Source organism: Streptomyces sp. NPDC057424 (assembly GCF_042803315.1).
Taxonomy (GTDB): Bacteria; Actinomycetota; Actinomycetes; order Streptomycetales; family Streptomycetaceae; genus Streptomyces.
This window is the reverse complement of the sequence record NZ_JBHVCP010000002.1, coordinates 269336-288830: the sequence shown is the minus strand read 5'-3', so window position 1 is coordinate 288830 and position 19495 is coordinate 269336. Positions and strand designations below refer to the sequence as shown.

Below are 19495 nucleotides of genomic sequence, written 5' to 3'. Positions count from 1 at the left end.
TGCCCCTGGTCACCGGCTCACCCCGGGATGACGACCGTACGCAGCTCCCCGTCGCCGAGGTGGAGCATGCCCTTGCCGGGGGCGACCTGGCCGCCGACCATGCTGCGGTTGAGGCGCACGCCGACGAGGTCGCCGCTGGAGGACTCCTGAGGGGAGAGCAGGATGCCCCGGCGGGCCTTCTTCGCATCGACCTGCCAGCCCGAGAAGCCGCTGCACACGTCCTCCTCGTCACCGGCGATGACGAGCGCGAGGCCGCGCTCGGCGCCGCGGGAGACCAGCTTCTTCATCTGGCTCTCGGCGTCACAGTCCTCCAGGATCTCGCCGTCGTCGACGAGGACCGCGATCGGCTCCTCCAGGGATGCCTGGTCGACGAGCTCCTCGAACTCGTCCTCGTCGATGTCGTCACCGGTGAAGACCTTCAGCACGCCGTCCGTACCGTCGAGTTGACGGAGCGGGGACTGCCGCGGGGCCGCGATGACCAGCCGGGTGCCCTGAGCCAGGAACGAGTGGGCGAAGTTCAGCAGAACCGTCGAGCGGCCCGACTTGGCCGGGCCGGCGATGACGAACGCCGGTACGCCGTCGGCCAGATCGGGACCGAAGCCGACGATCTCGTCGCCGCCGATGCCGGCCAGACCCCACAGCCGCGAGCGGGACGCGTCCGGGTCGCGCAGCTCCCACGCCTCCGGGAAGGAGATGCGGCTGGGCAGGCTGTCGACGCGGAAGGGCCGTCGCGAGCGGGGGACGGCGGCGTCCCGGGCCGCGGCCGCCTCGCCGATCGCCGCAAGCGCCGCGGCCTGACCCTGACCGGTCGTGTCCTCCGCGAGCAGCGCGAACTGCGTCTCCGTACCGAACTCGTTGCGGAACGCACGCCCCGGCGGGATCTCCTCCGGCACCTTGCGCGCCGGGATACCGAGCGACGAGAAGTCGCTGCGGTCGGCGAGCCGCAGACCGTACTTGTCCTCGGTGAGGGTCGCGATACGGCCCACCAGGAGGGTGCGGTCACCCGTCAGGACCAGGTGGATGCCGACGCTCGCGCCCTCACGCATCATCGCCTGCAACTCGTCGGTCAGCGACCCGTGGTCGATCTCGCCGAGGGTGGGCACCCAGCCCTCCCAGCGGTCCAGCAGCACCACGATGTGCGGCAGCCGCTCGTCCTCGGCGACCGACGCCCGCTGCTCCCCGATGTCCGCGAAGCCCTTCTCCGCCAGCACGTCCTGGCGGCGGCCCATCTCGCCCTTGAGCCGGTTGACCAGCCGCACGACCCGCTCGGTCTGGTTACGGCCCACGACCGCACCGCAGTGCGGCAGCCGCGTCAGGGCGTTGAGCGCTCCGTTGCCGCAGTCGATGCCGTAGAGGTGCACGTCGGCGATGGAGTGCGTGCGGGCGATGGAACCGGCGAGGGTGCGCAGCACCTGGGAACGGCCGCTGCGCGGGGCACCGCCGATCATGAGGTGGCCGAAGGAGGAGAAGTCCACGGCGACCGGGCGGCGCGACTGGCTCGCGGGCAGGTCCTCGATGCCGTACGGGGCCGGCGGCAGCTTGCCGGGGCCACCGGCGAACGCGGGCAGCTCCACGTCGTCCAGCAGCAGCGTCTCGTCCAGGGCGGGCAGCCACGGGCTGTGCTGCGGCGGGATGCCGAGGGAGCGGTTGGCATCGCGGATGGTGTCGACGAGGACCTTCAGGTCGGTGATCTCCTCGTCCTCCCGGGACTCCGCCTTCGGCTTGACCAGCGCCGCCCGGCCCAGATCCTCCCAGGTCAGCGGGCCCACCCAGGGCATCAGCAGGGCAGGGTCGGCCGCGCCGGGCCGGCGGCCACCGACGCGGCCGGACTGGAAGGGCACCAGGGAGGCGTGCCCGAGCCGGGCGTACGCGCGACCCGGGGTGTTCTTGGAGATGTGCCCGGCCTCGGGCGAGTCGATGACGTCCGACGACTCACCGCCGTCCGTCACACGCAGCGCGATACGGAGGTTGGTGTTGGCGCGGATCTCGGGTGAGACGACACCCGAGGGCCGCTGCGTCGCCAGCAGCAGGTGGATGCCGAGGGACCGGCCACGCTGGGCGATGTTCACGAGCCCCGTGACGAAGTCGGGCAGGTCACGCACCATCGAGGCGAACTCGTCGATGACGATGAGCAGTCGCGGCACCGGCTGGTGCGACGGATCCCGGCGCACCAGGTCCTGGTAGTCCTCGATGTCCTTGGCGTCGGCGGCGGCCAGGATGTGCTCGCGCCGGTGCAGCTCCGCACCCAGCGACTCCAGGGCCCGCTCCACCAGGTGGGCGTCGAGGTCGGTCACCATGCCGACGGTGTGCGGCAGATGCACACAGTCCTTGAACGCCGCGCCGCCCTTGTAGTCGACCAGCACGAACGTCATGTTCTCCGGCGTGTTCGCCACCGCCAGCGCCGCCACGATGGTCTGCAGCAGCTCCGACTTACCCGAACCGGTCGTACCCGCGATCAGGCCGTGCGGCCCGTCCTTGCGGATGTCGAGGCCGAACGGCCCGTCGTACGACTCACCGATGACGGCCAGCGTCGACTGCCCGCCCATCCGCCACCGGGCGACGATCGCGTCGCTCGTCGGCGGCTCCAGCTGCAGCACGTCGAGCAGCCGGCTGGAGCCAGGCAGCGCCGAGTCCTCGGTCTCGCCGCTGATGTCCCGCAGCGGCGACAGCGACCGTGCCAGCCGCAGACACCAGGCGGCGGAGACGAAGTCCGGCCGTACGTCCTTCAGGCGCTCCGCACCGGCCTCCTCGACGCGCAGCCTCAACTGCTCGGTGCGATCCGCCTGTTCGGGCTGATGCGCGGTGGTGTGCCAGGCCTGGAAGGAGGGGAACGCCCCGGCGGCCTGCTGGGGCTGCTGCACCTGCTGGGCGGCCGGCCGGTACTCCTCGGCCTTCGGCTCGGCCACGACGTACGCCTGGCACTCGCCGGGCAGGAACCGCTCCTCGGCGTCCAGACAGATGGCGAACAGGGACACGGACGGCCCCTCGCGCAGCAGCCGTACGACGCCGGGAAGGGACCGCAGCCGCCGCGACCCGTCCCACACGACGACGATGTCGGGGTCGCTGAAGCTCGAATTGCCCTGCGACTTGTTCTCCTCGGCGGCCTTCTTGCGCGCGTCGAGGATCTGCGTCAGCTCGCCGATGCGGGCGCCCACGGTCTCGGCGTCGGTCCCGATGAGCGCGTTGACGTCCTGTCCGCCGGACGGCCGGGCGTGCGGCAGCCAGCGCACCCAGTCCCAGGACTCCTGCGCGGCGTTGTCGCTCAGCACGTAGAACTGCACGTCCATCGGGCTGTGCAGCGCCGCGGTCTGCGCGACGGCCCAGCGCCCGAGGGCACGGGCGGAGTCACCGGGCCCGGCCATACCGACGACACCGAGGGTGCGCAGGTGCAGCGCGACCGGCGCGTCCTCGATCTTCCACGTCACCTGGCGGCGGTGGTCGTCCTGCTCCGGGTCGTCGAGCACCACCTCGGAGGGCAACTGCCCGGTTCCGAAACGGATCAGAAGGTGATCGCGGTCGGTGCGCCGCCGCTCCCACAGGCGGGTACGGGGCCCGGTTCCGAGGGCGAGCACGGTCGCCGGGTCGGGTATGGCCTGCCGCCGGTCGTTCCGCTCGGCGACGAGCGCGTCCTGGGCGTCCTTCTCGATCCGCTCCTTCTGCTCCTCGTACTCCTTGACCTGCTTGGCGTGCGACTTACGCCCGTGCTTCTTGTCGTTGTAGTAGTTGGCGAAGAGCAGGATCGGGCTGAGGCCCGCCATGATGAGGTAGTACCAGCGCTGGAAGATCATCACTGACACGACGGCACCGACCAGCGGCGTCATCGCCATCAGCCAGGGCAGCGGACGGGCCTCGTACTCGCGCGGCGACGACGGCAGCCGGAAGCTGGTCTGCCGCTCGGGCGGACGCAGCCGCGGAGGACGGTTGTAGTCGAGACCGACACCGTCGTCGGACCACTTGAGGGCGGCGTTCGGGGGTGTGTACCGGGTGAGTTCGAGAAGAGTGTTGCCGACGGCGATCTGAGCACCGAGGGGCCACTCGGTGGGGCCGTCCTTCTTCTCTTCCTTCTTCTCCTGGTCCTTCTTCCTGCCGCTCTTCCTGCCGCTCGGCTCGTCCTCTTCCTTCTCCGCGAGGGACGTGCCGTCGAGGGTGACGTGTTCCTTGTCCATGTGCACGACGACCTGGCAGGTGCCGTCGGTGGCGACCGAGAGGGTGAGGGCCCGGGCGTCGACCTCGGGATCGTCGATCCGGACGTACGACGCAGCCCCGCTGCCGATGTCGTAACGCCCGACGCCGAGCCGGTGCACGAACCCGGCGGCGGGCCCGCCGACGACGCGCAGCTCGACGAGGCCGGTAGGCTCACCGGGCAGACACCCCGAAGGGTCCTGCAGACTGACGACAGCGCCCTCCCGCAGGGGCGATCCGACGACGGTGGCTCCGGGATCGACGGCGTACCCGTCCACGTACACGAGGGGCGCGTTGTTGGCCGGCGCGTGCCGGTGCTGCCCGAGCGGGATGACCTGCGCCCCGCTGTGCCCCACCTGCTTGGCCAGCTCCTGCGCGATGTCCCCCACGGTGGACTCAGGATCGGCATCGAGCACCACGTCGGCGGTGCCGCCGCCGTACGGGTCGACGACGGTCAGAGTCAGGCGCACGACTTGTCCTCCCCGTGCCACTGGGCCGGTACGGCCGCTGTGGTGTCTGTCGCTGGGGCCGCCGCGCTGATCGCTTCGGTCACGCGGGCCCCAGTGGTACAGGGACGATATCCGTTCGCTACGACGGCGGGGCAATGGGGGAGCCGCCGCGATGTTCCCGATGGCAACCTCGTACACGCTTTCACGACGGCTCGTTCACAAGGCGGTTATGGGGCACCACAGGCCACACCCGTAAGCTGCTGACGCAAGAGCGGACGATCACACCGGTTGCCACTTGCTACCAGTAACTCGGCTTCCGGCCCGATGAGTCCGCAAACAGGGAGCCACGGGGGTCGGCCCTGCGGCGTTGTGAGAGGGAGCGGCTTCATGGCCAAGGACCTTGATGTCACATATCAGGACATGCGGGATGCAGCCAAGCATGTCGTGAAGGAGAAGGAAAAGCTTCACGAGAAGCTCGACGGCCTCCGCAAGTACATCAGCAACCTCGTGGAGTCCGGCTACGTCACGAAGAGCTCGTCCAAGGCTTTCGACGAGAACTTCGACGAGTTCGTGAAGGGTTCGAAGGACACGCTGGACGGTCTGGACGGCATGGGTGACTACCTGACCATGGCCGCGGACAAGTTCGAGCAGATCGACGAGGAACTGGCGAAGCAGGCTCGCAAGTAGCCGGATGACGCCTGCCCGGTGCGGCAGCGGATGCTGAACGTGCCGGGCAGGCGTCCGACCGGCCGAGGCTCGTCAGCTGCCGGGCAGGGGCTGCCGGAGCACGTACATGTGAAGATCGCTGCGGAGTTCTTCCGTGTCGACGCGCAGCCAGGATCCGTCGCGGAAACGTATGAGCAGGATGCTCGTCTCGAATTCGCCGGAGAAGGGGTCGACGAGGATTGCTTCGGAGGCAGGCAGGCGGGCGACGACCTGCATGCGCTTTTCCCGCCCCACGCTGACGCGCCGCGGCGGAGCCGCCAGGACGATCCCCTCCCGGGTCGCAAGCAGCATGCGCTCGTGGTGGGTGGAGTGGCTGTACCAACGCAGCAGGAACTGCCCGGCGTTGCCGTGCCAGTTTCCGTCGAAGACGTTGTCGAGATCTTGTTGGGCGATGGCGGCGTCCCGGCGCTTTTCCTCTTCCTCCTTGGCGCGCCGCTGTTCCTTCTCTTCCTTCCTGTCGAGGGATCGCTTGACGGCTTCTTCCGCAGCGGACAGAAGGCGCAACAGTATGAGGAGAGGTATGAACGGTGCACCGAGCACCATGCCGATCATGCTCAGTGGAGGCAGTCTGGCAGGGCGGAGACGGGGGTTGCCTGCGGCCTGGAGTACGTCGGCAGGGGGCTGCGGGATCTTGCCGATCCAGCACCAGTCGCCGGCTTCGGCGTGGATGCCCAGGCGGTCCATTACCACGCGCTGCTTGTCCGTAGGTGTCACGTCAAGACTCTCCTCGCCGACGCGGAACGGGATTGGTGTATCGAGAGCGTATCTCGTACGGGGCGTCAGGAGGTGTGAGGGAGTCCGCAATCGCGCCCGCGCTCGTCAGATGCACACCGAGAAAAATTGTAGAGCCATAGAGAGGCATCGCTGATGGGGGACCACATAAAGGCGGATCTCGCCGCCATCAAACAGTGCTCACGAGACCTGACAAAGATTCATGGCGAGTTCGAGCGGAACGGCAATCCTGCGGACGAGTACGGTCAGGCGGTAGGCCACGGTGGGCTCAGGGATGCCTTCGGGGAATTCGGGGACACCTGGAAGAAGACGCGCAAGAAACTGATGAAGGAACTTGAGCAGCTGGCCGAATTCACGCGTACCGCCGCCAAGGCGTACGACGAGATCGACCAGGAACTGGCCAAGGCCATACGTGATGCCAAGGCGCAGAGCAAGGGGAAGAAGTGAGCAGGACCGACGCCGACTGGCCGCCTCTGTGGCACGACGACCCGACGCCGGGTGACCCGGAGGAAGTCGCCGAACTGGGGCGCAAGTTGCGCAAGATGGCCGACATGATCGAGGAACAGTCCCGGGTCATCAAGGCGCTCGCCTCGGTGGAGGGTTGGGACAGTGAGGCCGGAAAGGGCTTCCATGAACTGGCTGGTGGCACGGCGGACAAGCTGAAGAAGTCCTTCGAGCGCTACGACGAAGCGGCCAAGGCCATCGGGGAGGATGTGCGCGAAGGCAGCTCGGACCAGTTCGCCAGCGAAATGCGCCGCGCGCAGCGGAAGGCGGACAAGGCGCTCGCCGACTACCGTGAGGCCAAGGCCGACCATGACCTCGCGGACGACGAGGTGAAGAAGTTCACCGAAAAGTATCCCGCGCAGAACATTCCCGCCGCGGACAAGGAAGAGCACGAGCGCTGGGTCAAGAAGCGCGACGAGGCCCTGCATCGCATCGGCGATGCACGCAGGGCGGTGAAGGACGCCAGGGAAATCTACGACGACGCGGGGGACAAGGCGGCCCGTCATATCAGGAACGTCGTGCACCATGATGCGGTCCGGGATCCGGGCGGTTTCATGAACCTGCTGGCGGACTGGGCGGATATGTTGTCGAACATCTCGGCCGTCCTGTCCGTGCTTGCGGTGATCTGCGCATTCGTCCCACCCCTTCAGTTCCTGGCTCCCGTCTTCGCGGCCCTTGCGGTGGTGACCAGCGCGGCTGCGCTCGCCGGCCATGCATACGACATGACAGTGCGTGGCGGGAAGGTCGACTGGATGAAGCTGGGAGCCGATGCGCTGGGAGTGTTCCCCGGACTTGGCGCCCTGAAGGGGATCAAGGCGCTCAAGGGTGTCAAGGGACTGGCGAAGCTCAAGGTGGGAGGCTCCGCCGCACTCCGCGGCGTGGGAGACAACTTCATGAACGGGATCGCCGTCAAGGGCGTCAACTGGGTTCTGGGCAAGGCAGGCCGCAGCGCGATAGAGGGCAGGAAGATCACTGGAGTGATCAAGGGGGCCGGTCTCGGCGGCGCCCTGCACAGGATGCTCAGCGGCGAGAACGGCGAGAGGACCGGTTACCAGGAGCCTGCCGCCAGTACACCCACACCTACGCCGACACCTGCGCCGTCGCCTTCGCCCGGTCCCGCTCCGAACGTTTCGCCGAAGCCGTTCAATGCGGCCCTGGCGGCCTAAGGCTTGGAAATCCGTTCAAGGAGGACAGAAACCATGAGCGAGGACAAGCGGAACCTCGGGCCGCGGGAGTTCATCGGCCGGCGGGGAGGTGACGTGGCTACGTTGGTCGAGAGCTCGGTGATCGCTTCCGTGCCCGAGGCGAAGCGGGCCGCGGAGGAAGCTCGACGAGACCTTCGGTTCGACTTCCTGGACGACCGAGCGGTGCTCGACCTGCTGCGCCGGCGTCATGTCGACGAAGAGGACATGTTCAACGCAGGGTTCAAGCACGGAGTGCCGCTGGCGCTCGTCGGCTTCGGGGCCGTGACCTATTGGGGCGGCGTGGCTCAGTACTGGGAGACCGCAGCAGCCCGCAACGCCTACCTGGCGGTCGCCGGAGCCGTCCTGGCGCTTGAGATCTTCTTCTTCGTGCGAAGCGCGATTTCACAATGGGGCGATCCGGTCCGGCAGAACCTGCGGGCCCGGGCGGCGAAGTACCGGCAGATCGCCCACGTTGCTCGTCGGGGAGGAGCTGACATCCCCGCTCACTACCCTCACTACGGGCCCTACCCCTTCGCCGCGAGATTCCGTCCCGAAGTGGCTGATTGCGAACAGTCCGAGAGTAAAGGCGCAGATGACCACGGACACCGTTGACGAAGCCCAGCGCAGCCTCACAGAAAGCGGCGGCATAGAGGTTCGCTGGATCATGCCGGAGGGCTTCCTCGAGCTGCCTTTCGAGGCAGATGACATGGAAGATCTGGCTGAGCAACTGGTCGAGTTGGCCAAGCAGGCGCTGCCCGGTGCCGACGAGGAAGTGCAGGTGCAGTACGCCGCGATGTGTGTGGCGCACTACGACGAGTTCATCGAGGCGGGCGTGCAGTACGCGGGCTTCGTCACCACGGAGGTCGACGGTGTCCGCTGCACGGCGACGGTGAACGTCAGCCTGCTGGACCTCGATGAGCGAGCCGGCAGCAACCCGGTGGGCTTCATCGCCACCACGATGCGGCACCTGGAGCTCGGACAGGTCGGCGAAGTGCAGCTGCCCTGCGGCCCGGCCGTGACATGCGTCGGCAACCGGTCATCCAGCATCGACGGCAGCCTGACGCAGTCGGGGCAGGACGAGCCGATCTGGACGTCGTTCATACAGGTCCAGATTCCCCTGAACAACGGGACCGTGCTACTGCTGGAAATGGGCACGCCGACGGTCGAAGGTTGGGACGTCTTCTCCGCCATGTTCGCCGGGGTGGTGAAGAGCGTCCGCTTCTTCGACGCCGACGGAGCTCCGCTGGTGATGCCGGGGTGAAGGGGGCGGCGCTGGGCGGCACCTCACCGACGGTGGGGGGGCCCAGGGACTACAGGCTGCTGGTTCCTCGCGAGTGGTTCCGTGTCGACCTCATGCGAGACCGCTGGCGCGCCCAGCTCAAGACCTTCGTCGACCGCCAGTCGGAAGGCCGGCCCGTCTCAGCTGAGCTCAAACAACACGTATGGATCACACTGCGCAACACCGCTGAGGCCGGCCGGGCTCGCGGTGCCATGGAGTTCTTCCTCCTGACGACCTCACGGGACGGTGGCCTGCCGGCCTCGCTCCTGGTGTCCTTGATGCCGCTGGGCGATACCCCCGCTGACCCGGAGAAGTATGCGGCGTGGCTTGAGCTGCGGGAGCCTGACGGTGCAGGACGGCGGCAGGTGTCGGTGGTGGAGCTGACGGCGGGGCCGGCTGTCCGCGTTGTCGGTGCCACGACGTTGAACGTCCACGTCCTGATGCCCGGCGGGGTGGGCTACTTGACGCTCTCCTTCTCGGCTCCGCTCACCGGGATGTCGGGACCGATGGAGCGCCTGTGCGATGCCATTGCGGGGTCTCTGCGGTGGGTGCAGTGACACGCGCGGGCACCCAGAGAGGCGGTCTGGGGATACTCGGGGTGATCCTCGGGCTGGTCGTCGGTATGGGCGTGATCCTGCTGGTCATGGGCCTCGGGAAACGGTTCGCGCGTGAGGTCGTACCGGCGTTGGTGGACTTGCCCGGGGGCGCCTGGGCAGTCGGAGGCAGCCTTGGGGTGGTCACCGCGCTCGGGGTGACCGGCTGGCTTCGGTGCGCGTCCGGGGTCTCTGGCGGGAGCCGCCTGGCGCGGGGGCTGAACGCCACGGGTACGGCGATCTGTTGCGTGGCGGCGTTCGGGCCGTTCTTCCTTCTGCTCAGCGGGCTTCCCGGCAGGAACTGCCGGTCGGAGAGTTGTGCCTACATCCCCGAGACGGGAAGCGCGTTGCTGGCCTACGCCCTCAGCGCCGGTCTGGTGGGCTGGATCGTCCACCGCTGGGCCAGCGCTCGGGCCGCGGAGCGGGCGACGTTGGAGCGGGAACGGGTGCGGAGGCTTCGGAAGAAGGGGAAGGGGAGGAGCCGGGCGGCGCGTCGGCGATGACACGGCTGCCGTACGGCATCGCCGCCCTCTGCATCCGCGATCAGGACCTGCAGATCCCAGGCGTGCCCTTCGGCCTGGAGGAACCCATACCTGTCACGATCCGGCAGGTGCAGTTGTGTGTGCCGCTGAAAACCGGTCCGGTTTCGGTCCTCTTCGTCTTCATGACCGAGGACCTGTATCACTGGGCCCAGTACCTGGAGGTGCTCAGCGGCATCATGAAGTCGGTCTCGGCGGAGCAGCCGCGGGGGGAGAACACCCCGGAGGCCGCCGGCCTGGAGGCCGGAGGAACGGAGAAGCCGGCATGAGCGGCATGGCGCAAACAGCGGACGAGGCACGGCAGAGGCGCACCCGCTTTCCAGCCCTGCTCGCGGTCGGCATCGGCTGCTACGTGCTTGCCGTGATGGCCGGGATGTTCCTTCTGGTGGACGAGGCCGGGCCTTTGGCCCTGGCCCCCTTGTGGATCGTGCACGGCGTGCTGCTCATCGAGCTGCTTCGGAAGCTGGGGGCAGGGGAATCCACTGCGTACGCGATGCTGTTCATCGTGGCCGCGTCCGTGATGTCCGTATACGTGGCCGACATGGGCCGCGATGACCTCACACTGCAGCAGCGGGGCGAGAAGGTCACGGCCAAGGTCGTGAAGGAATGGCGGGATCCCGCTCAGGGGCGCAAGGCCCGTGACCACAACTACTCGTTGGAGCGGGATGACGGCACCAAGGTGCCAGGTCCTGCGATGAGAGCGACATCCGACCTCTACGACGTCGGGCAAGAGCTGACGGTGATCGAGGATCCCGAGGGCGAACTCCGTCCCCAGACGCCGGGCCTGGCGGACGCGACGGGTGAAGCTCTCGGAGCGGGCGCGTTCGCCCTCGCTGCGCTCGGCTCCGTCGGCTGGATGACATGGCGAGGATCCGACTCCGCGAGGCGCCGGGACGAGCAGAAGGGGCCGGGCCGGTTCCGAAAGGCGTACAAGACTCTTGCGCGCGACCGCTCCACCCAGGCGGAGCAGGAGGAGAAACTGCGCGAGGCCCTGCGGACGTACCCCGCCGACCGGCGTGGCTACATCAAGGTCGCCCCGGAGGAATACCCCGACCTGACGCACGGCCGGGCGGCCCGGATCGCCTGGGAGGTGGGCCTGCGCGCGGAGGCGGTGGGCAACCGGGGGGCGTGGCGCTTCAAGGAGACCGTCGTCGAAGAAGCGCCGCACGACTGAGTCGCTGTGGAGGGGGCGAACACGGCGGACAAGTTCGTCGTCTCGCCGTCCCGCCCGGGTGCTCCGACAAGACGGCGCGCCACGGCTGCGGGGACCGAGTGTTTGAAACTGTGCCCTCGATCCCCAGACGACACCGTGCACCCTGCCGCACCTGCTTGAGGTCACGAGACTGCTCCATGCACACAGCGTCAGCGCCCCGTCGGCGATCACCCCATCCGTCGCTCCCGTAAACCTCCAAGCGGGAGCATCGCCCTGAGTACCGGCCCCAACCGCAAGATCACAGCGACACGTTGATAATCTGCAATCCCAGAGTCGATGTGTCGGCGTAAAGGTCGTGGGGGAGGGGGACATGAGCGATCAGCAAGCGGACATTGATCGGATCAAGGAATGTTCCAGGGCGTTGAAACGAATTCGCGACACTTTCGCTGATCGGGGCAATCCGGCCGAGAGTCTTGGTGTCAATGAGATCGGATCCCAGGAAATCCTGGACGCCTTTGACGAGTTCGGTAGTAACTGGAAGATCCACCGCAAGCGGCTCACCGAGGAGCTGGAGAAGCTGCACGGTATCACCAAGACGGCAGCAGAGTCGTACGAGCAGATCGACCATGAACTTGCCGAGGTATTGCGGTCGGAGGACAGGAGTGGGGGGAAGGGGGCGAAGAAATGACGAGTCGTCCTGCTGCCCACCGCTGGGCGGTACTCGATGAGACGCGCGATCCGGTACCAGGCGACCCGTACGAGGTCGCGAGGCTCGGTCGGCAACTCCGTAAGACCGCCGAGGCCATCGAGAAGGAAGCCCGTGAGATCAAGGCGTTGGCTTCGGTCGAGAATTGGAAGAGCAAGGCTGCTACCGAATTCCGGGCCACGGCCGAAGGAGCGGGCGGCAAACTGCGCAGGGCATTCAAGCGCTACGACGAGGCTGCGACGGCCCTCGGGACGCAGGTGCGGGAAGGTGTGTGCAGCAACGAGTACGCTTCGGAGCTGCATCGGGCCCAACAGATGGCCGACAAGGCCCTTCATGACGCCGAAGCGGCCCATGACGATCTGACTTCTGCCCAGCGATCGCTCGACGGCCAGCCAGACGACACGCCGAAAGACGATCCGGACACCAAGAAGTACAACCGGCACAGGGAGCAGGCGTCCTCGTCCCTTTCGGCTGCGAAGAACGCGCTCGAAGCCGCCAAGGGGATCCGTGACCGTGCCGCGAAACTGGCGGCTGACGCCATTTTCGACGTCATCGAGGGCGATGGGCTGAAGGACGGCTGGAAGGACAAGTTCAAGAACTGGGTTCACGAGAACTCAAGTTGGCTTGGCGAAATATCCAAGTGGGCCGGGCGCATCGCACTGTGGGCGGGTGTGGCGGCTCTCGCGTTGGGATGGATACCCGTCATCGGGCAGGCACTCGCGGCCATTGCCACGACCATAGCTCTCGTGGCCAGCGTGGTCGCGCTCGCCACCGACCTGGTGCTCGCCCTGGGTGGTGAGGGGAGCTGGAAGTCGGTGTTCCTGGACGCTGTGGGCCTCGCGACCTTCGGTCTCGGGCGGGCGGCCCTGGCAGGAGCCAAGGGTGTGGCCGCAGGGAGCAAGGCGCTGGCGCGCAGCAGCCTTTTCAAACAGGCAGTCGCCTCGGGAGTGAAGACGAACAAGGCATGGGCGATCGCCAATAGGGGTGCCCAGGGAGCCATCCGAGGGAAGGAATCTGCCCGGGCACTGGCCGCCATGCCGAAGGGCAGGCTCCCTTCCTGGAGCAACATCAAGGAGGGCTTCAGCCCCGTCTCCATGTATCGGGATACCGTTGATGGTGTGAAATCGATCAGCCAGGCATTCTCCAAGCAGGGCTGGCGGGATGGGATCAAGGGGATGGCCGTTCCTCGTTCAGCGGGAACCCTCGACCCCGAGCTGGCCAGAGTGGGCAAGGACCTTACGGGAATCGCCCCGGACGCGCTGACGATGCCAGCAGTCAGTAGTGCCCTAGGCAACTTCGGAGGGCAGACGAACGTCTGGGCGGGAGCCACTGCCGCAGGAGTCGTCGCCGGTGCTGAGGGCGCTTATGGCGCGGTGACCTCTCTGTACGGCAGGGTTGCCGGATGATCCCCGAGCCCGTCCTCAGACCGGCCGCTTCGCGTGGCCCCGGTCTGGAACTCTGCCACCGGTCCCGGCTGTTCCTGAACGACGGCGACCTCGTGCTGCAGACGCGTCGGCGCACGTTCCACTTCCCGGTCGGCGACGGCGGGATCGCTCGTGCCGTCTTCATCGATGCCGCCGGCGCCGACAAGGAACGCATGGGGCCGGCGATACGTGGCTCGTGGGGCGAGCTCCAGCTACAGGACCACGGGGGAGCACTGGTCGGCTGGTTCGACATGGAGGACTGGCTGCCGGAGTCCCCTGCCTTGCCGAAGCGGTCCGTACAGGGCGAGCAGTTGCTCAGTCGCACGGGTGTGGCGGCACTGCTGAAGGCCGCGGGCATCCCTCTCCATGTGGTACGAGACCGGAACGATCCCCTGGTGTCCAAGAAAACGCGGCGTGGAGGGGGCAGGTCTCTCGGTCCGGGAAGTGCCATTCCCCTGTGGTACTGGGGGACGCGTGCGGCTGCGGGACTTGTCTGGTTCGCCTTGTTCACCGTGATCGTTCTCTTCGATGCGGCGGCTCCCTGGGTCATCCTCCCGCTATCGGCAGCGGCCTTCGTCGCTCCGGTGACGCGCCTGGCCCTCCGTGGGTGGACTCGATTGCGTCTGAGGAGATACAGCCCTTCTGTGCGGGAGCGCATCGGACCTGCGCCGGTCAGTGGGCTGGGAGCAACGGTCAGGTTCTGCAGGGACACCGAACTGCGGGTGCAGGATCACGACCTCGTTCTGCGAGACATCAGTGGGCAGGAGTTCTGGTTGCCCTTGACGGGCCCGCATGCCGTGACATCCCTGGTCCTTGTGCGTGACAAGGGCGGCACGGCACTGGGAGCCGAACTCCGAGGCGCTGACGAGCAGCTGCGTGCCGTGCTTCCGTGGCGCCTGTGGTTCGCGGGCAAGAACGGTGAAGACGGCTGGTCCAGGCTGTGTTCAGCTACCGGGATGCGGCACACCGAACGCCGCCTGAGCGGAAGAGTGGGCTGGCCCAAGGGGCCGACGCTCGGCGCCCAACTGCTGCCCGAATCCCGCCGTGATGCCCGCAGCTTGTCACGCTTTCCCCGCACCATTGCCGGCGTTTCGTCCACCGCCGTCATGGCCTTCGGTTCCTTCTTCTCGGTTACCCAAGGCCTGCGGGTTGAGGACACCCATCCAACTGCCGGGATGGCTGCACTTCTCATGGGAGCCCTCGGAGGCTTTCTGCAAGCGGCTCCGTATCTCATTCACCAACTGCGCAGTCGGCTCAGACTCGACCGGCCTGCCGCGGAACAGACATCTGTGGAGAGCGTCGCATGACAACCCCCCTGGGGACCACACCTCCAGGCGACTACCGCCTCTTGCTCCCTGAGGGATGGTTCCAGATACCACTGGACATCGAACAGCGCGACAAGTCGATCGACGCCCTCGTGGAGCGCCAGTTTCACGGGATCGACAATGCGCCGCACCTCAAGGACGGGCTCCGGAAGGATCTGCGGCGACGTGCCGCCAAGGCATTTCGCAGCGGCGGCATTGAGTTGTACCTCAGCCTCCAGGAAGTCGGCCCCTTCACCATCCCCGCTTCGATGCTGGTCACCTTGGCACCACTTCGCCACCCGGAGGCGTTGCCGCTCGAAGCCCTGGCACAGGCGCTGGGCAGGGACGGCGAGGAATCCGTGAGTATCGAGCAACTGAGCTCAGGTACTGCCGTTCGCGTCCGTAAGCTGACGCCGCAGGGTGATGACGAATCCACGGAGAGCTCGCACAACTCTCTCTCCGTGGAGTATCACCTCCCTGTCCCCGGTGCCATGGCGTTTCTGCTGCTCAGCTTCTCCACTCCGTTGGAGCCCATCGCCGACGCGATGGGCGAACTCTTCGACGCGATAGCCGACTCGCTGACCTGGACGGAGTGACCACGCCCGTGACCGACGACCTCTCGAACCTTGGACTGGAGTGTTCTGAGGACTGGGTTCCCTTTCCCCTGGCGGGCTCTGTGGACCTGGACTATTGGGCCGAGCACCAGGCGCACGAACTCGTCGATCGATTCGCGCGCGACGGACAGGCGGGCGATGCCCGCCTTCTGGCGCGGGATCTGAAGCGCGCTGCTGCCGACAGTCATACGCGCGAACCTCTCGGGGCGTTCGGCTGGTACCTGAGCGGGCACAACTCGGTGGCGGCCATCCTCGAACTCGACGCCATCCACCCGGACACCACGTACCCCGAGGTGACCCTCTCCCTGCTGACCGACCACATGAAGGCCACGGACTTCGGCGAACCGGATGTCCGTGACATACGCCTACCGCTGGGCGACGCCGTACGTATCCGCCAGAACTTCGTCGGTGAGAAGAAGCGGCTTCTCGGCGCCCGCCCTGTGATCCACAGCCTCTTCTACGGGGTTCGCCCGGAGAACATGGCGGCCGCAATCACCCTGCTGGTCTCCTGGACGGAGCCTGTCCTGGACGAGCCCCTGGAACAGATCGTCGACAATATCGCGCAGACGTTGTCTGCCTGACGGACTCGACCTTCGTCGGTCCGCCATGCAGCGGACATACGTGCCTGTTGGCCATGTCACCTGTTGACGGCTTGGATCTCCTGGACGGTGACAGCCTGTTCGTTGCCGAAGGTGCCGTTCGGGAGGTCGCCGCCGGCGCCGCCGGTGCCGGTCCAGTTGATTTCCCAGGTGATGGTGGCCTGGAGCTTGTACGTGCCGTCACCGGAGGAACGGAGGTACCTGAGCCCGCACGGCGGGGTCTCGTCGGACTTGCCCTTGGCGTAGGGCTCGCCGATGGAGCCGTCGGCGTTGATGGTGCACTCGCCGGAGGCCGGGTAGGTCTCGGCGTCCTCGGTGCCAGGCTTCAGCGTGAGGGACACCGGTTTGGCGGTGGTGGTGGCCTGGATGTTGAACCCGGGGACGTTGATGGCCGCCGTCGCCTGGACCTCGTCGAAGACGGCCTTGTCCAGCCAGGCCCAGGTGGGCAGATTCACCTTGGTTTCGGCCTCGGGGGCGAGAGTGACCTTGGTGTCGGGAAGCTGCATGTGCTGGTAGGCGAGGGCGGCGAGTATTTCCGGGTCGATGGCCTCTTCGTACTGGGGCGGCGGGGCGTCGCCGTTCTCGACCCAGAAGGGGAGGTCGGTGCACGAGGTCCGCTTGAGATAGTCCGGCTCGTTGGGGTTCTCGACGCCGGCCCAGAACATTCCCTTGCCGTCGTTCTCGACGTTGTAGTCCTCGTAGCCGGGAGTTCCGGTCCAGCCGTAGCCGTCTTCGTAGTGGCGCTTCGTCTCGCCGATCGCCGAACCCGCGGTCCCGCCCATGCCGGGTGTGTTCAGTTGGCGCTCGATGTCCTTGGACATCTTCTTCTTGAAGTCCTTGGCGCCGAGGTAGGGGGCGTACCAGCAGGGCGGCGGCGTCCAGTTGACGTCGGAGGACGTCACGTTGCCAGTGCCGCCGCCCTTGGCGACCGATCCGGAGTACTGGATGCGGGCGGCGGCGTAGATGCCGTTGCCGTCGCCACCGCCCTGCTGCTGCGTGTTGGCTCCCTTGCCGGAACCCACGGGCTTTGCCGCATAGGCGGATTCCGTGAGGACGAGGGAGCTGAGGGCCAGAGTCAGAGCTGCGCTTCCGAGGAGTGCGCGTCGTGATCCGGTCACTGGCATTTCGCCGCCTTGGTCTCGACGAAGACCTTGGACGCCTGCCACAGGTCCGTACCCGTGGGGAACTTGACCATGATGATCTTGAAGTAGTCGAAGTCCTCAATGCTGGGCTTGGTCTTGAGGATCTTCTCGGTCTTGATTTCCTTGCCGTAGAACTTGCCTGCGTCAGCGCAGAACGCCACCTCCACCGACGTGCCGTTCGTAGCGGAGCGCGTGGTGGCGTCGTAGTGACGCAGCGTTCCGGTGGCAGTCCAACCGCCCTTGATCCATTCGTTGATCTGCACCTGCGCGTAGTGCAACCCATCGCCCGTGGCGTAGGCCGTCACGGCCGCGTCCTTGGTCGTGCGCTTGTCGACTCCCCGGTAGATGGCCCGGAGGAAGTTCGCGGCATCATCCATCGCAGCCGCTTCGTTCTTGTCCTTCGGCTTGTCCCAGTCGAAGACCAGGTTCATGTCCTTGGGCAGGGACACGTCCACGCCGTCCGGCTTGTCCCCTGCCGGTGCTCCCGAGGGCGATGCCGACTCCTTCGGCGTCTCCGCGCCCTGACCGGCGCCGGCGATCTTGTCGTTGTCGCCGGACTTGTCATCCCCGCTACCGCAGGCCGTCAACAGCAGTGCTGCCGTCGCCAGAGCGGCGGTAACGGGCAATGAGCGGCGCTTCACAGTGACTCCCCGTAAGAGAAAGAAGTTCGGTATGAGCACTGACGGTACCGGTGAGGTTTCCGGTTTCACCAGCGCGAACTTCTGCGAGAAGACGGGCAATGCCGGATGTATAGGGCTCTCGGATCCGGGTGACGTCGTGTTGCCGGGCCCCGATTCGCTAGTGCAGTGCCTTGCGTCACTGCGCACCGCCCGGCCAGCAGGCGGCCAGGCAGCACGCCGGCAGGGCTGTCGACGTGACATGGAGGGCCGCGAAGGCGCCCACGAACAGGCCGGGCCAGAAGTCGGTGGCGAACAGGGGCGGGAGGGTGTTCTCGTCCGCGGCCCTCGGGGCGGCGGCCGGGGCGGACTCGGATTGCGGGCGGTCGGTGCGCGGGGCCTTGTCGAGGAAGGTCATCAGCGTGTCGAGGCGTTCGCCGAGGAGGTGGTCGTCGGCCTCGTCCGCCCTGCTGTCCCCGAGCGTGACGGAGTCCGGCAGGTCGAAGGACAGGCGGTTGGAGTCCAGGCGCAGCCCGTGGTTGTAGACGTCGATCGTGCCGTCGTCCGGGTCGGCGACCACGTACACCCCGTCCTCGCCCACCTTGGCGTGCACCGCCGCGGCGAACAGTCCCGCGTCGCCGGCCGACTCGCTCTCCGGCGTCTGCGGCACGAGGGAGACGTACACCGGGCCGCCGCCGTCGGAGCGCCTGAAGTCCCGGATCCGCTCGTGCAGCCGGTCCAGTTGGCGGGAGTCGAGGACGCGGGGGCTGGGCTTCGCGAGTACTACAGGTCAGCCGGCTGCGGGCCTCGCCGGCCGGATGGGTGCGCAGGGCGCTGGAACGGCAGGAAGAGGACTGGTGCCGGTGGCTTCAGCCCAGCTTCGCGTTCTGGGCCTTCACCACCGTCGCCGGGAGCTTCGCGTCGCCCGGCCTGTCCTGGACCATGGCCATGCCGTCCACGGAGACGTAGACGGCGATGACATCGTCCTTGCGGACGGCCTGGGCGTGCATGGTGTGGGTGATGCCCTGGAAGGGCATCGTGGAGCGGAAGGCGAGTGTCTCGTCACCGGCCTTCGCCACCGGCTCCTCGGCGGTGACGGAGTCGTACGTCGTCGTGCCGTTCGCCTTCGCCGTGAAGCCACTTCCGCACGAGTCGACGCTCTTGGCCAGCCCGGCGAACGCGGACTCGGCCTCGCCGGGCGTGTACGCCGTGAGCGTGATGTACGTGAACTTGTTGCCCTGAGGGACATAATGGGTCAGGTCGCCCTGCGGCCCGCCGAGGGGCAACTGGTTCATTGCGTAGGCCAACGGGGCACAGGCCGGCTTGTCGACCGTCACGTCGTCCGGGGACTTGGCGAAGACGTACTTGTCGTCTCCCTTGTCCCTGGAGGTGGCCTTCACGTCCAGCCCCGGCACCTCCGCCTTCGTGATCATGAGCTTCGCGAGCCGCTCGTTCGCTGTCACCTGCTTCGCCCGGGCCGGGGTGGGCCGGGGTTTCCCGGTCGCCGCGTCCGAGTCGGCGCTGCCGCCGCACGCGGTGAGGGACAGCAGGGACAGGGCGGAGACGGCGAGCACGGCTCGCTTCATGGGGCACTCCTCGCAGGGGGCAAAGCGAAGATCATGGCACGGTGACTCCGGTATCACGTGCGTGAATGGTGTGGGCCTCGTGGCCGGTACGTGACGAAGGCCTCGGTCGCCGGACACCTGTCCACCCGCCGTCCACCCGTGCCGAATTCGCTTCCGCACAGC

At 67.2% G+C, this 19495-nt stretch carries 20 protein-coding genes; 14 read left to right on the top strand and 6 right to left on the bottom strand.

Annotated elements, in window-relative coordinates; all coding sequences use genetic code 11:
• Positions 1-17: 17 nt before the first annotated feature.
• The gene (locus ACFU3E_RS03515; protein WP_384151307.1) at positions 18-4652 is read right to left on the bottom strand and encodes an FtsK/SpoIIIE domain-containing protein; all 4635 of its coding nucleotides are present in this window, start codon (positions 4650-4652) and stop codon (positions 18-20) included.
• Positions 4653-5018: 366 nt separating this feature from the next.
• Here ACFU3E_RS03515 and ACFU3E_RS03510 point away from each other — a divergent pair, with 366 nt between their 5' ends.
• The gene (locus ACFU3E_RS03510; RefSeq protein ID WP_384151304.1) at positions 5019-5318 is read left to right on the top strand and encodes a WXG100 family type VII secretion target; all 300 of its coding nucleotides are present in this window, start codon (positions 5019-5021) and stop codon (positions 5316-5318) included.
• 72 nt (positions 5319-5390) lie between these two features.
• On the opposite strand, the gene ACFU3E_RS03505 is transcribed toward ACFU3E_RS03510, so the two are convergent.
• Positions 5391-6071, bottom strand: coding sequence for a hypothetical protein (locus ACFU3E_RS03505; RefSeq protein ID WP_384151301.1), 681 nt, complete (start codon positions 6069-6071; stop codon positions 5391-5393).
• Between the two features lie 153 nt (positions 6072-6224).
• Between ACFU3E_RS03505 and ACFU3E_RS03500 the strand changes: the two genes are divergently transcribed.
• From ACFU3E_RS03500 to ACFU3E_RS03440, 13 genes are all read left to right on the top strand, one after another.
• Complete coding sequence (locus ACFU3E_RS03500) at positions 6225-6536, top strand: WXG100 family type VII secretion target (protein WP_384151298.1); 312 nt, start codon at positions 6225-6227, stop codon at positions 6534-6536.
• Positions 6533-7759: a putative T7SS-secreted protein gene (locus ACFU3E_RS03495; protein WP_384151295.1), complete on the top strand. Its 1227-nt coding sequence runs from the start codon at positions 6533-6535 to the stop codon at positions 7757-7759. Before ACFU3E_RS03500 ends, ACFU3E_RS03495 begins: the two co-directional genes overlap by 4 nt.
• A gap of 33 nt (positions 7760-7792) precedes the next feature.
• A complete protein-coding gene (locus tag ACFU3E_RS03490; protein WP_384151292.1) occupies positions 7793-8389 on the top strand; it encodes a hypothetical protein in 597 nt (198 codons plus the stop codon).
• The gene (locus tag ACFU3E_RS03485) at positions 8370-9038 is read left to right on the top strand and encodes a hypothetical protein (RefSeq protein ID WP_384151289.1); all 669 of its coding nucleotides are present in this window, start codon (positions 8370-8372) and stop codon (positions 9036-9038) included. Before ACFU3E_RS03490 ends, ACFU3E_RS03485 begins: the two co-directional genes overlap by 20 nt.
• Before the next feature lie 92 nt (positions 9039-9130).
• Positions 9131-9613 carry a hypothetical protein gene (locus tag ACFU3E_RS03480; protein WP_384151286.1) on the top strand — a complete coding sequence of 161 codons (483 nt, stop codon included), beginning with the start codon at positions 9131-9133 and terminating at the stop codon, positions 9611-9613.
• 41 nt (positions 9614-9654) lie between these two features.
• Complete coding sequence (locus tag ACFU3E_RS03475) at positions 9655-10152, top strand: hypothetical protein (protein WP_384151283.1); 498 nt, start codon at positions 9655-9657, stop codon at positions 10150-10152.
• A complete protein-coding gene (locus tag ACFU3E_RS03470) occupies positions 10149-10457 on the top strand; it encodes a hypothetical protein (RefSeq protein WP_384151280.1) in 309 nt (102 codons plus the stop codon). Before ACFU3E_RS03475 ends, ACFU3E_RS03470 begins: the two co-directional genes overlap by 4 nt.
• The gene (locus ACFU3E_RS03465; protein WP_384151277.1) at positions 10454-11362 is read left to right on the top strand and encodes a hypothetical protein; all 909 of its coding nucleotides are present in this window, start codon (positions 10454-10456) and stop codon (positions 11360-11362) included. Before ACFU3E_RS03470 ends, ACFU3E_RS03465 begins: the two co-directional genes overlap by 4 nt.
• Positions 11363-11711: 349 nt before the next feature.
• Entirely contained in the window at positions 11712-12029 is a 318-nt protein-coding gene (locus tag ACFU3E_RS03460) for a hypothetical protein (RefSeq protein ID WP_384151274.1), read from the top strand.
• Complete coding sequence (locus ACFU3E_RS03455; RefSeq protein WP_384151271.1) at positions 12026-13453, top strand: hypothetical protein; 1428 nt, start codon at positions 12026-12028, stop codon at positions 13451-13453. The genes ACFU3E_RS03460 and ACFU3E_RS03455 overlap by 4 nt, the downstream gene beginning before the upstream one ends.
• A complete protein-coding gene (locus ACFU3E_RS03450; RefSeq protein ID WP_384151268.1) occupies positions 13450-14778 on the top strand; it encodes a hypothetical protein in 1329 nt (442 codons plus the stop codon). The genes ACFU3E_RS03455 and ACFU3E_RS03450 overlap by 4 nt, the downstream gene beginning before the upstream one ends.
• Positions 14775-15371 carry a hypothetical protein gene (locus tag ACFU3E_RS03445; protein WP_384151265.1) on the top strand — a complete coding sequence of 199 codons (597 nt, stop codon included), beginning with the start codon at positions 14775-14777 and terminating at the stop codon, positions 15369-15371. The genes ACFU3E_RS03450 and ACFU3E_RS03445 overlap by 4 nt, the downstream gene beginning before the upstream one ends.
• An 8-nt stretch (positions 15372-15379) precedes the next feature.
• A complete protein-coding gene (locus tag ACFU3E_RS03440; protein ID WP_384151263.1) occupies positions 15380-15970 on the top strand; it encodes a hypothetical protein in 591 nt (196 codons plus the stop codon).
• Positions 15971-16026: 56 nt separating this feature from the next.
• Here the strand turns inward: ACFU3E_RS03440 and ACFU3E_RS03435 are convergent, their stop codons facing one another.
• The 4 genes from ACFU3E_RS03435 to ACFU3E_RS03420 form a co-directional block, all read right to left on the bottom strand.
• Positions 16027-17112, bottom strand: a complete 1086-nt coding sequence (locus ACFU3E_RS03435) for a hypothetical protein (protein WP_384151260.1) — start codon at positions 17110-17112, stop codon at positions 16027-16029.
• Entirely contained in the window at positions 17103-17771 is a 669-nt protein-coding gene (locus ACFU3E_RS03430) for a hypothetical protein (RefSeq protein ID WP_384151606.1), read from the bottom strand. The genes ACFU3E_RS03435 and ACFU3E_RS03430 overlap by 10 nt, the downstream gene beginning before the upstream one ends.
• A 175-nt stretch (positions 17772-17946) precedes the next feature.
• Positions 17947-18417 carry a hypothetical protein gene (locus ACFU3E_RS03425; protein WP_384151257.1) on the bottom strand — a complete coding sequence of 157 codons (471 nt, stop codon included), beginning with the start codon at positions 18415-18417 and terminating at the stop codon, positions 17947-17949.
• 199 nt (positions 18418-18616) lie between these two features.
• A complete protein-coding gene (locus ACFU3E_RS03420) occupies positions 18617-19333 on the bottom strand; it encodes a hypothetical protein (RefSeq protein ID WP_384151254.1) in 717 nt (238 codons plus the stop codon).
• Between the last annotated feature and the right edge of the window lie 162 nt (positions 19334-19495).